The 14,113-nt window shown below is 58.1% G+C and carries 15 protein-coding genes and 1 pseudogene; 13 read left to right on the top strand and 3 right to left on the bottom strand.

Going from position 1 to position 14,113, the window contains the following annotated elements; all coding sequences use genetic code 11:
- Positions 1-186 precede the first annotated feature (186 nt).
- Both ACOWVD_RS01080 and ACOWVD_RS01075 read right to left on the bottom strand, forming a co-directional pair.
- Positions 187-798: a LysR substrate-binding domain-containing protein gene (locus ACOWVD_RS01080; RefSeq protein WP_239504274.1), complete on the bottom strand. Its 612-nt coding sequence runs from the start codon at positions 796-798 to the stop codon at positions 187-189.
- Positions 798-1,145: a LysR family transcriptional regulator gene (locus ACOWVD_RS01075; RefSeq protein WP_239504264.1), complete on the bottom strand. Its 348-nt coding sequence runs from the start codon at positions 1,143-1,145 to the stop codon at positions 798-800. Before ACOWVD_RS01075 ends, ACOWVD_RS01080 begins: the two co-directional genes overlap by 1 nt.
- A gap of 88 nt (positions 1,146-1,233) precedes the next feature.
- Here ACOWVD_RS01075 and ACOWVD_RS01070 point away from each other — a divergent pair.
- The 4 genes and pseudogenes from ACOWVD_RS01070 (at position 1,234) to ACOWVD_RS01055 (ending at position 5,279) form a co-directional block, all read left to right on the top strand.
- Positions 1,234-2,059: pseudogene (locus ACOWVD_RS01070) on the top strand (MBL fold metallo-hydrolase).
- Positions 2,060-2,463: 404 nt separating this feature from the next.
- Positions 2,464-3,306 carry a formate dehydrogenase accessory sulfurtransferase FdhD gene (gene fdhD / locus ACOWVD_RS01065; protein ID WP_049240679.1) on the top strand — a complete coding sequence of 281 codons (843 nt, stop codon included), beginning with the start codon at positions 2,464-2,466 and terminating at the stop codon, positions 3,304-3,306.
- A gap of 58 nt (positions 3,307-3,364) precedes the next feature.
- Positions 3,365-4,282 carry a bestrophin family protein gene (locus ACOWVD_RS01060; RefSeq protein WP_004935069.1) on the top strand — a complete coding sequence of 306 codons (918 nt, stop codon included), beginning with the start codon at positions 3,365-3,367 and terminating at the stop codon, positions 4,280-4,282.
- A gap of 34 nt (positions 4,283-4,316) precedes the next feature.
- The gene (locus ACOWVD_RS01055; protein ID WP_421105380.1) at positions 4,317-5,279 is read left to right on the top strand and encodes a Dyp-type peroxidase; all 963 of its coding nucleotides are present in this window, start codon (positions 4,317-4,319) and stop codon (positions 5,277-5,279) included.
- A 10-nt stretch (positions 5,280-5,289) separates the two neighbouring features.
- On the opposite strand, the gene ACOWVD_RS01050 is transcribed toward ACOWVD_RS01055, so the two are convergent.
- Positions 5,290-6,123: an IclR family transcriptional regulator domain-containing protein gene (locus tag ACOWVD_RS01050; protein ID WP_033632708.1), complete on the bottom strand. Its 834-nt coding sequence runs from the start codon at positions 6,121-6,123 to the stop codon at positions 5,290-5,292.
- Between the two features lie 243 nt (positions 6,124-6,366).
- On the opposite strand from ACOWVD_RS01050, the gene ACOWVD_RS01045 reads away from it, so the two are divergent.
- The 9 genes from ACOWVD_RS01045 (at position 6,367) to benB (ending at position 14,100) form a co-directional block, all read left to right on the top strand.
- The gene (locus tag ACOWVD_RS01045) at positions 6,367-7,053 is read left to right on the top strand and encodes a 3-oxoacid CoA-transferase subunit A (RefSeq protein ID WP_421105379.1); all 687 of its coding nucleotides are present in this window, start codon (positions 6,367-6,369) and stop codon (positions 7,051-7,053) included.
- Between the two features lie 10 nt (positions 7,054-7,063).
- The gene (locus ACOWVD_RS01040; protein ID WP_033632707.1) at positions 7,064-7,744 is read left to right on the top strand and encodes a 3-oxoacid CoA-transferase subunit B; all 681 of its coding nucleotides are present in this window, start codon (positions 7,064-7,066) and stop codon (positions 7,742-7,744) included.
- Complete coding sequence (pcaF, locus tag ACOWVD_RS01035; RefSeq protein WP_049240683.1) at positions 7,722-8,924, top strand: 3-oxoadipyl-CoA thiolase; 1,203 nt, start codon at positions 7,722-7,724, stop codon at positions 8,922-8,924. The genes ACOWVD_RS01040 and pcaF overlap by 23 nt, the downstream gene beginning before the upstream one ends.
- A gap of 8 nt (positions 8,925-8,932) precedes the next feature.
- The gene (gene pcaD / locus ACOWVD_RS01030; RefSeq protein ID WP_197799713.1) at positions 8,933-9,694 is read left to right on the top strand and encodes a 3-oxoadipate enol-lactonase; all 762 of its coding nucleotides are present in this window, start codon (positions 8,933-8,935) and stop codon (positions 9,692-9,694) included.
- Between the two features lie 3 nt (positions 9,695-9,697).
- Positions 9,698-10,813: a muconate cycloisomerase family protein gene (locus tag ACOWVD_RS01025; RefSeq protein ID WP_420286538.1), complete on the top strand. Its 1,116-nt coding sequence runs from the start codon at positions 9,698-9,700 to the stop codon at positions 10,811-10,813.
- 17 nt (positions 10,814-10,830) lie between these two features.
- Positions 10,831-11,121, top strand: coding sequence for a muconolactone Delta-isomerase (gene catC, locus ACOWVD_RS01020; protein WP_015378320.1), 291 nt, complete (start codon positions 10,831-10,833; stop codon positions 11,119-11,121).
- An 83-nt stretch (positions 11,122-11,204) separates the two neighbouring features.
- Entirely contained in the window at positions 11,205-12,134 is a 930-nt protein-coding gene (gene catA, locus ACOWVD_RS01015; protein ID WP_021505768.1) for a catechol 1,2-dioxygenase, read from the top strand.
- Positions 12,135-12,229: 95 nt separating this feature from the next.
- Entirely contained in the window at positions 12,230-13,606 is a 1,377-nt protein-coding gene (locus tag ACOWVD_RS01010; protein ID WP_033632704.1) for a Rieske 2Fe-2S domain-containing protein, read from the top strand.
- Positions 13,603-14,100 (top strand): benzoate 1,2-dioxygenase small subunit, encoded by a 498-nt coding sequence (gene benB, locus ACOWVD_RS01005; protein WP_021505770.1) that lies wholly within the window; start codon positions 13,603-13,605, stop codon positions 14,098-14,100. Before ACOWVD_RS01010 ends, benB begins: the two co-directional genes overlap by 4 nt.
- The last annotated feature ends 13 nt before the right edge of the window (positions 14,101-14,113 follow it).

Raw genomic sequence — 14,113 nt, 5'->3', positions numbered from 1 at the left:
CCCAAATCCCCCTGCGGATCGCGCTTTGCCGCGTAATATAATAATTTTCTGAGCGATTTTTTTTTACGCCTGCTAACGGTTTCACTCTGCCTTGCGCACACGTTATCCACTAAAACTGTGGATAACCTGGTGGGGCCGCAAACGATTCACTCAAACAGCCCGCCGCCGCCCCATTGATGCAGCGTGTTAACGATGGGGGGAACAGCCCCCTTCTTCTGACAAGCAGAGATGCTGCGAGACTTCCCTGACTTGCGCCAACAGCCATTGCAATGTCGATTCCTGACTACAACGCTGGTGCCATAACATTTCCACGTTAACGCTAGGGGGATTAGCCAGGGGCAACTTGCTATATTTCAGGCCGTAATCCCGGCTCCAAACGGCGGCTTGACATGTCGGCACGCTCGCCAATACAGGCGTGCTTTGCAGAATTAACGGTAAAGCAGCAAAGTTGGTCGTAGTATAGAGCGCGGTACGCTTTAGCCCATATTCGCCCAATTGATGATTAATAACGCAAGCGTTAATGCCGCGGTAAGGAATTAGCAGATGCTCTTGTGCAACATAATCCGCCAACGATAATACGTCAGGCAGATCTAATTGATCCGGATGCCACAGGGTGCGAAAACTCATATTGATTAGAGACTCACGCTGGAGCCAGCGCGGGCCATGAGGAGCAACCGTCAAAGCTAAATCAATATGGTCGCTTTCCAGCATCTCTTCCGTCTGAGAAGGCGCAATTCTTATCACATTCAAAGCGACTCGCGGCGCTCGTTGCTTTATTAAAGCCAACAGAGAGGGCATTAGCCACATTTCAACCCAATCAGCCATGCCCAAACGGAATATGTGTTTGTCGTGGCTTGGCTGAAAACAGGCTGCTGGAATAAAGCTTGCTGCATTTCCACCATCAGGGGAGCCAGCGCTTGCACAAGTGCCTCTGCGCGCGGCGTAGGTTCCATTCCTTGCGCGGTTCGGACAAAGAGTTGATCGTTGAACATTTCGCGCAGCCGGGCCAATATCCCGCTCACCGCAGGCTGCCCCAAGTGTAATTTTTCAGCAGCCCGTGAAACACTGCGCTCACGGAATAACACCATTAGCACCTTAATCAGGTTCAAATCGAAGCGGTTAAAATCATTTTCTCTGATAGCCATAATCATTTAATTCAATTTGAATAATGTTCCATCGTTCCAAGATAATACTATTGAGATCTGAATGCGATTTTTTATTCCAGGAGAGTTTATGAAACAGAGTTTAGCGCAGAGAAAAACATGTTGGTTGCTTGCTGCAGCCGGTCTGTTGATTACCTCTGCCGCACTTGCGGAGACGAACAGTCAGGCTCCCGGTTACTATCGAATGCCGCTGGGGAAAATGACGGTGACTGCCGTTTCAGACGGTACCGTTACACTCCCACTAGAGCAGCTGTTGACAAATATTTCCCCAGAAACACTGCAAAAACGCCTGGCTGACGATGGGATATCGTCATTAGCAGAAACCTCAATCAACACCTTTGTTATTGATACTGGCAAACAAAAAATCCTTATTGATGCCGGCGCCGGTTCGCTGATTGGCAAGACAGGAGGTCATCTGTTGGATAACTTGCGGGAAGCGGGTTATCCGCCAGAAAGCATTGATGCAGTACTCATTACCCATATTCACAGCGATCACTCAGGCGGGATCTCATTAAATGGGAAGCCGGCATTCCCAAATGCGCAAGTATACGTTGAGCAAAAAGACGCCGAATTTTGGTTAAACCCTGCCGCCAACCTTAATAAAGTATCGGAAGATAAAAAAGGCATGTTCAATGAATCAGTAAATGCGTTTAACCCTATAAAAACGGCTGGCAAGTTGCGAACATTTAATGCCCCGGCAACGCTGGTGGGAGGCATTCGTGCATTCCCAGCCGCAGGCGATAAAAACGCGCGAGCGTATTTTGGCGCAAATAGCGAAAGAAGGGAGTTGGGTTGGAGCAGCCCATTTTTCATTCCCTGGATTCGGCCATGTAAAAACCGATGGCAATGGCTATCGCTGGATCCCTGCCAATTACACCATTAAGGTAGCGCAGTGACAGCATAACCCCTTCGCTCGGACGCCGGGCGAAGGACGTCAACTTATCAATCGTATACCTGCATGACTTGCTTTCCATTAGCAGGTCATCGTCGTTACGAACGCCAGGCAACATGCTTTTGCAGGTTCACCTTTGGGGCAATACCAATCGGGTTAAGGATCGATTGAGCAATCCTTATTTAAGGCGCAATAACCGCGCCACGGCATAGAGCCATTTTCTTATTCCTCCCACCAATACTCCGTTTGGTTTCAGCGAGATCTACAGATTCCCCCCTCTGATCAGCCGCCTGATTAACGTCGCCCCGTTTCACCCTGTTCAAGCACGCCATCTATGATAAAATCGGCTATCACTCATCAGACTCTATCTGACGCCGGCGCTGTATCCGCCGGCGCCGCGAAACCATCATGAACAAGCATTTGATTCTCGACGAACCCGGCGATGCAGACTCGGCCTGCCTGTCTCGCCATGCGGTCTGGCAGCGCACCGATCTGGCTCAGGCGCAACAAGATTGGCTGGCGGAAGAAGTGCCGGTTGCCCTGGTGTACAACGGCATTTCCCACGTGGTGATGATGGCGACGCCGAAAGACCTGGCGGCCTTCGCCATCGGTTTTTCGCTGTCCGAAGGCATCATCGCCTCCCCCGACGATATCTACGACATCCGCCAGCAACCGGCCTGCAATGGCATTGAAGTGCATGTGGAACTCTCGAGCCGCCGCTTTATGCAGCTGAAAGAGAAGCGCCGCAGCCTGGCCGGCCGCACCGGCTGCGGCGTCTGCGGGGTCGAGCAACTGCAGGAGGTCGCTCAGCCCATCGCGCCGCTGCCTTTCACGCAGCGTTTCGATTTGGCGCTGCTCGATCGGGCGTTGGCGCAGCTGCAGGAAGTGCAAACGGTGGGGAAACTGACCGGCTGCACCCACGCGGCGGCCTGGATCCAGCCGGACGGCGCGCTCAGCGGCGGATGTGAAGACGTCGGCCGACATGTGGCGCTCGACAAACTGCTCGGTTATCGCAGCCAACAGGCGTGGTTGCAAGGGGCGGCGCTGGTGTCGAGCCGCGCCAGCTATGAAATGGTGCAAAAATCCGCCATGTGCGGCGTCGAGATCCTGTTCGCCGTTTCCGCCGCCACCCGCCTGGCGGTGGAGGTGGCCGAGCGCAGCAACCTTACGCTGGTGGGCTTCAGCAAGCCGGGGCGCGCCACCGTCTATACGCACCCGCAGCGGCTCTGGCAATCGACAACGGCGGCCTAACGCCGCCGGATAAGAATCGACTATTCTCAATAGCAGGACACCAGGAAGCGCCCACGTTATGATAATCCGCCCGCACCAGAACTGGTTTTTTCGCCTGTTCGCCTGGCACGGATCCGTGCTGTCAAAAATTACCTTTCGCCTGTCGCTGAACGTGCTGATGTCGATAGTGGCGGTGATCAGCTACCAATGGTACGAACAGCTCGGCGTGCATTTGACTATCGCGCCGTTCAGCCTGCTGGGCATCGCCATCGCGATTTTTCTCGGCTTTCGCAATAATGCCGGCTACAGCCGCTTTGTCGAGGCGCGCAACCTGTGGGGCTCGCTGCTGATTACCGAGCGATCCCTGCTGCGCCAGATCAAAAGCCTGCTGCCGGACGAACCGGCGGTGCAGCAAAAGGTCGCCAAGCTGCTGATCGCCTTCAGCTGGAGCCTGAAGCATCAGCTGCGCGCCACCGATCCCACCGCCGATCTGTACCACAATCTCAGCAGCAAAGAGCTGGCCGAAGTGATCGCCAGCCCGATGCCGACCAACCGCATCCTGCTGATGCTGGGCCAGGAGATCGGCAAGCTGCGCCGACGGGGGCTATTGAGCGACATCACTTTCGAGCTGCTCGACAACAAGCTGAGCGAGCTGTCCCACGCCCTCGGCGGCTGCGAACGGCTCGCCAGCACCCCGGTGCCGTTCGCCTATACCCTGATCCTGCAGCGCACCGTTTACCTGTTCTGCAGCCTGTTGCCCTTTGCCCTGGTGACCGATCTGCATTACATGACACCGTTTGTTTCGGTGTTCATTTCCTATACCTTCTTATCCTGGGACTCACTGGCCGAAGAGCTGGAGGATCCATTCGGCGTGTCGGCCAACCATCTGCCGTTAAACGCCATTTGCAACACCATTGAGCGCAACCTGCTGGAAATGAATGACCAAAGCCCGCTGCCACCGCCGATGAAACCCGACGAGCACTTTAATTTGATCTGAGCTATTTCACCCGAACACACTGGAGCCGAATGCAATGAATGCAAATACCCCCCTGCCGCAAGCCGTATTCACGCCGGTGACGCGCCATGCCATCTTTATCGTCGCCACCCTGTCGCCCGTTCCCGCCCATCTGGCGGCGGTGCGCGCCTGGTGCGGCGACATCGCCGCCGTGGTGCGTTCGGTCGGCAAACGCGCGCCGGCGGGTAACCTCACCTGCGTCTGCGGCTTCGGCTCCGAGGCCTGGGATACGCTGTTCGGCGCGCCGCGCCCTCGCCAGCTGCATCCATTCAGCCCGATCGGCAGCGGGGAACGCGTCGCCGTCGCCACGCCCGGCGATATCCTGCTGCATATCCGCGCCGATGAAATGGATCTGTGTTTTGAACTGGCCTCTCAGCTGATCGGCAAGCTCGGCGACGCCGTGACGGTGATCGAGGAGGTGCACGGCTTCCGTTACTTCGATCAGCGCGCCATGATCGGCTTCGTCGACGGTACGGAGAACCCGGAAGGACATGAAGCCTTCGATTACACGGTGATCGGCGACGAAGACGCGGCGTTCAGCGGCGGCAGCTATGTGCTGGTGCAGAAATACCTGCACGACATGCAGGGCTGGAATTCGCTCAGCGTGGAAACGCAGGAGAAAATCATCGGCCGCCATAAGCAGTCCAACATCGAGCTGGATGAAGCGGTCAAACCGTCGTCGTCGCACAGTTCGCTGACCACCATCACCGACGAGCAAGGCAACGAGGTGAAAATTCTGCGCGATAACATGCCGTTCGGCCGCCCCGGCCTGCGCGAGTTCGGCACCTACTTTATCGGCTATTCGCGCTCCCCGCAGCCGATCGAGCAGATGCTGGAAAACATGTTTATCGGCCGCCCGGCCGGCAACTACGATCGGCTGCTCGATTTTAGCCACGCGGTGACCGGCACCCTGTTCTTCGTGCCTTCCGCCCCGCTGCTGGAAGCGCTGGCCGATCGCAGCGGCGCCGAACTGCATTAATCCGTTCTCCCTACAGCAGCAGCGCCAGCTCCATCGCCGTGCGCTGCAGCTGCGGCAGCACTCGTTCGCGCAGCTCCGCCGCCGAGATCTGCGACGCATTGACGCCAACGTTCATTGCCGCCACAACCCCGCCTTTGCGTGAATGCATCGGCACCGCAATGGAACGCAGGCCGATCTCTAACTGTTGATCGTTGATGGCATACCCCTGTCTGCGAACTCTGGCTAACTGTTCCTGCAGCTGCTCCGCACAGGTGACGGTAAACTCGGTCAGCGGTTCGAAAGTGACCCGCGACAGATAATCCTCCAGCTCTCCCTCGTCCAGCGCGCTGAGCAACACCAGCCCCATCGATGTCGCATAGGCCGGCAGACGGCTGCCGCGCCCCAGATCGATAGTCATGATGCGTTTAACCGAGGCCCGGGCGATATACAAAATGTTATCGCCATCCAGCGTCGCCACCGAGCAGGATTCATTAAGCAATTTGCTGAGATAGTCCAGCGAGTTTTGCGCCGCCTTCGCCAGCTCGGAAGAGGAAAGATAAGCGTGACCGATAGTTAGCACACGCGGCAGCAAGCGATAGTGGCGCCCATCGGGACAATGCACGAATCCCAGCGCTCGTAGGGTATACAAACAACGGCGCACCGCTGCGCGCGGAATGCCGGTTTGTTGACTGATCTCTGACACCGACATCTGCGAATACTGTGGCTTGAAGGCCTGTAACACCTCCAGCCCTCTGGCCAACGAGGCCATAAAATTAGGATCGCCCTTGTACTGGTCGTTGCTTAAATCACCGATCTCCTGCAGCCGACGCAGTTCTTCGGTGCCAAATTCAGGAACTTCACTCATTCAGGCCTCCCATTAGTATCTGCTCTCAATTTACACGCTCAATACGGCAGCAAAGCCCTGCGTATCACATCCGATGCCAATTTAGCCGCCTGCATCACAAAATGCAGACCTAAAACCTCAATGCACCGATAATCGCACAATGTTCTGATATTCGCACTTGCTGATGCTTTTTTCATCCTCTAGGTTAATTTCAAACCCGCTGGTTGTTGGCGCAACGTCCTAACCGAGCCTTGAGGAGAACTGATGATCGATAAAAGCATGGCGTCCGCAGACGCCGCCGTCGCAGATATTCCGGATGGCGCCACCCTTATGGTTGGGGGATTCGGCCCGGCCGGGCAGCCCTACGCACTGCTGGATGCGCTGATCCGTCGCCGGCCACGCGCGCTTACGCTGATCAGCAACAATGCCGGTAACGGCGATTTTGGCCTGGCGGCTCTGCTGAAAGCCGGCTGTGTGCGCAAAGTGGTGTGTTCTTTTCCGCGGCAGGCAGATTCTTGGGTGTTTGACGACCTCTACCGCCGCGGCGAGTTGGAACTGGAGCTGGTTCCGCAAGGCAATCTGGCGGCGCGCATCCAGGCCACCGGCGCCGGGATCGGCGGTTTTTATACCCCGACCGGCTATGGCACCCAATTGGCGGAAGGAAAGGAAACCCGCGAGATCGACGGCCGCCGATACGTTTTCGAACTGCCGCTGAAGGCCGACTTCGCGCTGATCAAGGCTGAACAAGCCGACCGTTGGGGCAACCTCCGCTATGACAAAACCGGGCGCAACTTCGGGCCGATTATGGCGATGGCCGCCAACTGCACCATCGTCGAAGTCAACCATATGGTGCCGTTGGGCGAACTGGATCCGGAAAACATCATCACGCCCGGCATCTTCGTGCAGCGTCTGGTGCCCTCTTCTCCCCGTGCAGCCCAGCTTTCGGCTTAAGGAACGCATCATGAGCAAACTGACCCATCAACAGCTGGCTGAGCGCATCGCGCGCGATATTCCTGAAGGCGCCTACGTCAATCTCGGTATCGGCATTCCAACCCAGATCGCCAACTATCTGCCGGCCGATAAAGAGATCTTCCTGCACAGCGAAAACGGCATTCTCGGCATGGGCCCGGCGCCAACGCCGGGCGAAGAGGACCCGGAATTGATCAATGCCGGCAAACAACCGGTTACGCTGCTGAAAGGCGGCTGCTTTTTCCACCACGGCGACTCTTTCGCCATGATGCGCGGCGGCCACCTGGATATTTGCGTGCTGGGCGCCTATCAGGTCTCCGAACGCGGCGATTTGGCGAACTGGAGCACTGGCGCACCGGGGGCGATTCCGGCGGTCGGCGGCGCGATGGATCTGGCGATCGGCGCACGTCAGGTGTTTGTGATGACCGAACACCTGACCAAAACGGGTGAATGCAAAATCGTCCGCCAATGCAGCTATCCGTTGACCGGCGTCGGCTGCATTGACCGCATCTACAGCGATCTGGCGGTGATGGATGTCACCCCCCAGGGACTGGTGGTGCGCGAAATATTTGCCGGCCTGACCCCGCAACAACTGCAGGACGTCACCCCGGTCGAACTGACTTTCACCCTTCAACACGGGGAACCGCGCCATGAATCCAGCTTATCTGTGTGACGCCGTCCGTACGCCCTTCGGTCGCCTCAATGGGAGCCTGGCCGGCATACGCGCCGACGACTTGGCCGCCCTGCCGTTGAAAGCGCTGCAGGCACGCCATCCGACGCTCGACTGGAGCCAGGTGGACGACGTGTTGTTCGGCTGCGCCAATCAGGCGGGGGAAGACAACCGCAATGTCGCACGCATGGCGCTGCTGCTCGCCGGCCTGCCGGTGCAGGTGCCCGGCTGCACCATCAATCGCCTGTGCGGATCCAGCCTGGATGCGGTAGCAGCTGCGGCGCGCGCCATCAGAACCGGCGAGAGCGAGCTGATGATCGCCGGCGGCGTGGAAAGCATGTCGCGGGCGCCTTATGTGATGGGCAAGGCGGAAAGCGCCTTCAGCCGCACGATGAAGATTGAAGACACCACCATGGGCTGGCGTTTTATCAACCCACAGATGCAGGCGCTGTACGGCGTGGACACGATGCCGCAGACCGCCGAAAACGTGGCGTCGCAATTCGGTATCAGCCGTCGCGATCAGGACGCCTTCGCCCTGCGCAGCCAGCAACGCACCGCCGCCGCGCAGGAAAGCGGTTTTTACAGCGACCAACTGATCGAGATGCTTATCCCGCAGAAGAAAGGCGAGCCGCTGACCTTCAACCAGGACGAACATCCGCGCGCCACCACCTTAGCCGCACTGGAAAAACTCAGGCCGGTGGTCGCCCCGCAGGGCAGCATTACGGCCGGCAACGCATCCGGCCTGAACGACGGCGCCTGCGCGCTGCTGCTGGCCGGCGAGCGCAGCGTGGCTCGCCATGGCCTGCGGCCAATGGCACGCATCGTTGCCAGCGCCGTCACCGGCATCGAACCGGCGATCATGGGCTTTGCACCGGCGGCGGCGGTGCGCAAAGTGTTGCATATTGCCGGCCTGACCCTCGAACAGATGGACGTGATCGAACTGAACGAAGCCTTCGCCGCGCAAGCGCTGGCGGTGACCCGCGAGCTGGGACTGCGCGACGATGCGCCGCAGGTGAACCCGAACGGCGGCGCGATTGCGCTCGGCCATCCTCTGGGCGCCTCCGGTGGCCGGCTGGTGATGAACGCCGCCTGGCAACTGCGAAAAACGCGCGGGCGCTACGGGCTGTGCGCCATGTGCATCGGCGTCGGCCAGGGCATTGCACTGATTATCGAACGGGTATGAGGTCAATCATGGATATTGAATATCGTCTCGACGGCCCGGCCGACGCACCGCTGCTGGTGCTGTCCAACTCGTTGGGTACCACTTTCGAGATGTGGCAACCGCAATTGGCGACGCTGACCGAACGCTTTCGCCTATTGCGTTACAACCAGCGCGGCCACGGAGCCACCCCGTTGGCGAAAGCGCCACTGCAACTGCAGCAGTTGGCTGAAGACGTCATCACCTTGCTCGACCATTTGGATGCGCCGAACGCCCATTTTTGCGGCATTTCGATGGGCGGATTGACCGGGCTCTGGCTCAGTCGTTATCACCCCGAGCGCATCGGACGGCTGGTGGTCGCCAATACCGCCGCCCGCATCGGCGGCGCCGAAGGCTGGCGACAACGCGCGCAGCAGGTACGGGAACACGGGTTGGCGCCGATCGCCGCCGCCTCCCCCGCGCGCTGGTTCTGCGCGGCATTCGCGCAGCGCCACCCCGAGCAGGTGGCGGCGCTGGTGGCAGCGCTGGCGGCCGGTAATCCACAGGGATACGCCGCCTGCTGCGAGGCACTGGCGCGGGCCGACCTGCGCGCCGAGGTTGCCTCGATGACGCGGCCGATGCGGGTGGTTGCCGGTGAGCAAGATCCGGTCACGACGGTGGCGGACGCCGAGTTTTTAGTCGCCAATGCGCCACTCGCCGATCTGCGGCGGTTGCCGACATCGCATATTTCCAACATCGCCTGTCCGGATCTCTTCAACCGCTGCGTTGTCGAGTTTCTTACTGAAAAGGAATAAAGCATGGAACTTCGCATTGAACGCATCGACAGCTGGCTGGTGGATATTCCCACTATTCGGCCACACAAATTGTCGATGGCCACGATGGGCTGCCAAACGCTGACGCTGGTGCGCATGACCTGCGCCGACGGCCTGATCGGCTGGGGGGAAGCCACCACCATCGGCGGGCTGAGCTACGGCCCGCAAAGCCCGGAGGGGATCAAGTCGGCGATCGACGGCTACCTCGCGCCGCTGCTGAGCGGCAAAAGCTTCAGCGGTCTGGCGCCGTTGGTTGCGTTGATGAATGGCCAGATCCAGGGCAATACCTTTGCCAAGTCGGCGCTGGAAACCGCCTTTCTCGATGCCCAGGGCAAACGCCTCGGCCTGCCGGTCAGCACCCTGCTCGGCGGCGCGCTCAGCAACACCCTGCCGGTACTGTGGACGTTGGCCAGCGGCGATACGCAGCAAGACATCATCGAAGGGCAACGCCTGTTGGCGGAAGACCGTCATCGCGCCTTCAAGTTGAAGATCGGCGCCCGGCCACTGGAGGAAGATCTGCGCCACACCCAGGCTATCAAGCAAGCGCTGGGGCCGGAGATCAGCATTCGCGTCGATGTTAACCAGGCCTGGGATGCCGCCACCGCCGTACGCGGAATGGCGGCGCTGCAGCAGATCGGCATCGATCTGGTCGAACAGCCGGTGCCGCAATGGGATCGCACGGCGTTAATCCGGCTCAGTCAGCGCTTCACTCTGCCGATCCTGGCCGACGAAGCGGTGGCCGACGCTCACGACGGTTATGCATTGGCTGCGGGCGGCTTTACCGGCGCCTACGCGCTGAAGATAGCCAAGGCCGGCGGCCCGGCGCAGGCGCTGAAACTGGCGCAGGTCGCACAGGCCGCCGGAGTCGGCGTCTATGGCGGCACCATGCTGGAAGGCACGCTGGGCACCGTCGCCTCGCTGCACGCCTGGTCGACGCTGAAGCTGGACTGGGGCAGCGAGATGTTCGGCCCGCTGTTGCTGAAAGACGACGTGGTCACCACGCCGCTGCGTTTCGCCAACGGTCACGTCAGTCTGCCGTCAGGCCCGGGCCTGGGGGTCGATATCGATGAAGACAAACTGCGCTTTTATCGACGCAAATAACTACGAGGGACTACGCCATGCTATTCAAAGTTGAAATGGTCGTGAAATTACCGCTCGATATGCCTAAAGCGCTCGCCGACGAAATAAAAACGCGCGAAAAAGCATATTCGCAAACCCTGCAGGCGAGCGGAAAATGGCGACATCTTTGGCGCGTAGCCGGTAGCTACGCCAATGTCAGCATTTTCGATGTGGAAAGCAATGCCGAGCTGCACGAGCTGTTATTCGCCCTGCCGCTTTACCCTTATATGAAAATTCGCGTAACGGCGTTATGCCGACACCCGTCATCGATCCGCGACGATGACAAATAAAATACCGGGATAATAACCCGCAAGGTTAGCTGTTAATTCCTGTTCTCTGTATAACCTACATTATAAGCAATGAGGAATTCGCAATGTCTATATCCTTCAATCAACGTCAAGACATTATCAAATTGCTGGAAATCAGCAGCGGTTTTACTAATGATAACGGAGATCCGCGTTTCAAAAAAATCATGCATCATCTGCTGGGCGATATTTGTCAGCTCATCGATCGCTATGATATTTCCCCTGAAGAATTCTGGCAGGCGATCAACTATCTGCACGTCTTGGGCGAACGTCAAGAGGCGGCGCTCCTGGCCGCCGGCTTGGGGCTGGAACACTACCTCGATCTGCGCGACGACGAGCGCGAGCGCCAACAGGGGCTGAGCGGCGGTACGCCACGCACCATCGAGGGGCCGCTGTATGTGGCCAATGCGCCAGTGAGCGCCGGCTTCGCGCGGATGGATGACGGCGACGACGACGGCGAGGTGATGTGGCTGCACGGCCAGGTCAAAGGCGCCGACGGCAAGCCGCTGGCGGGGGCGGTGGTTGATATTTGGCACGCCAACACGTTGGGCAACTACTCTTTCTTCGATAAATCGCAGAGCGGCTTCAACCTGCGCCGGCGGATAACCACCGACGCCGATGGCCGCTACGCGGCGCGCAGCATCGTGCCGTCGGGCTACGGCTGTCCACCCGACGGGCCCACCCAGGCTTTGCTCAATCGACTGGGGCGCCACGGCAACCGTCCGGCGCATATTCATTTCTTCGTCTCCGCACCGGCGCATAAACACCTGACGACGCAAATCAATCTCAATGGCGACCGTTATCTGTGGGATGACTTCGCTTTCGCTACCCGCGATGAGCTGATCGCCAACCCGGTGAAAATCACCGATCCGGCGCTGGCGGCAAAACGCGATCTGCCCGGCCCGCATACCGAAGTGCAGTTTGATTTTACGCTTTATGCCGCGGCGGACCGCATCGAGCAGAACAGAATAAATCGCCCTCGCGCGCTGCAAGATTAATATTTTTCGCACAAAAGAATAGCGACGCTAATAACGGGCAATCGGTTATTGATTGCCCACTGCCCCGTCTATCCATTTTCTATGAGGCCATGAACATGCATTCATTATTGAATCCGACAATATCTAAGCTGAAAGAAAAAATAAATCACGCTTTAATTATTGATAAAGAAAATGGCATATATCAGTGCAATCGCGGTATTTTTACCGATGAGGCGCTGTTTGAACTCGAAATGAAAGCCATTTTCGAAGGTAATTGGATTTATCTGGCGCATGAAAGCCAAATCGCCAACTCAGGCGATTATTACACGCTCACCATTGGGCGTCAGCCGGTGATCATCACGCGCGACAAAGACATGCGGCTGCATGCCATGATCAACAGTTGCTCGCACCGTGGCGCGATGTTGGCCAGCCGCAAGGCCGGCAATAAAAGTACCTTCACCTGCCCCTTCCACGGCTGGACCTTCAATAACGCCGGCCACCTGCTGAAAGCCAAGGACGAGAAAACCGGCGCTTATCCTCCCTGTTTCAAGCAGGACGGCTCACATGATGTGAAGCAACTGCCGCGTTTTGAGTCTTATCGCGGATTTCTGTTCGGCAGCCTGAGTGATGAGGTGCAACCGCTGGAGGACTATTTGGGCGAAACGCGGCAGATCCTCGATCTCATCATCGATCAGGCTGAGAGCGGGCTGGAAGTTCTGCGCGGCTCATCCTCCTACACCTTCGACGGCAACTGGAAACTGCAGATGGAGAACGGTGCGGACGGTTACCACGTCAGCGTGGTGCACTGGAACTATGTCTCCACCATGGCGCATCGGGATGCCGCCAGCGGCACCCAAACCATGGACGCCAACTGCTGGTCGTCAAAAAACGACGGCGGAGCCTACGGCTTCAAGAATGGTCATCTGCTGTTGTGGACCCGGGTGCTGAACCCGGAATCGCGCCCCATTTATCGGCACTTCACCCGTTTGAACGATGCGTTCGGCGCACACCGTGCCGACCTGATGGTGAACCAAACCCGCAACCTGTGCCTTTACCCCAATCTGTACATCATGGACCAGCTTTCCAGCCAGTTGCGCGTAGTGCGCCCGATTGCCGTCAATAAAACCGAAGTGACCGTATTCTGCTTTGCGCCGAAGGGCGAAAACGCCGACGAGCGAGCCTTGCGCATTCGTCAGTATGAGGATTTCTTCAACGTCAGCGGCATGGGTACGCCGGACGACCTGGAGGAATTCCGCGCCTGCCAGCTGGGGTTCAACGCCGGCAACATGCCCTGGAGCGATCTGAGCCGCGGCGCTACCCGCTGGCTGGAGGGCCAGGCTGACGACAACGCCAAAGCGCTGGGGATCGTACCTGACATGACCGGCCCCCGCCCAGAAGATGAAGCCCTGTATCTCAGTCAGCATCATCATTGGCAAAACATTCTGCTGCGCCAGCTGGAGCGCCAGCAACGAAACGACGAGGTGGCGCAATGAGTACATGTAACCTGCAACAGCGGCTGGAACAATTTCTGTACCGCGAAGCACGCCTGCTGGATGACCGGCAGTGGGATGACTGGCTGGCCTGCTACCATCCGCAGGTCGAATATTGGATGCCGGCCTGGGCTGACGACGATCGCCAGACGACGGATCCCCACAGCGAGATTTCGCTGATTTATTACGCCAATCGCGAAGGCCTGGAAGATCGCGTTTATCGCATAAAAACCGAACGCTCAGCCGCCAGCAGCATGCCGGAGCCGCGTACGGTGCATCTTATCAGCAACGTGGAGCTGTTATCGTCCGGCGCGGAACAGGCCGAGGTGAACTACCACTGGGCCACCTTCTATCACCGCTACAACCACACGGACACTTATTTCGGCTCAACCCGTTTGTGGATAGATCTTACCGGGGATGCGCTGCAAATTAAGCGCAAAAAAATTCGTCTGGATAATGACTATATCAATCATGTTATTGATATTTATCATCTTTAATGCAGGAGGTGAG

This window comes from Serratia sp. SA088, from assembly GCF_049065515.1.
GTDB lineage: Bacteria > Pseudomonadota > Gammaproteobacteria > Enterobacterales > Enterobacteriaceae > Serratia > Serratia nematodiphila.
The sequence above is the reverse complement of the archived record's forward strand: the minus strand, read 5'-3'. Positions and strand labels throughout refer to the sequence as shown.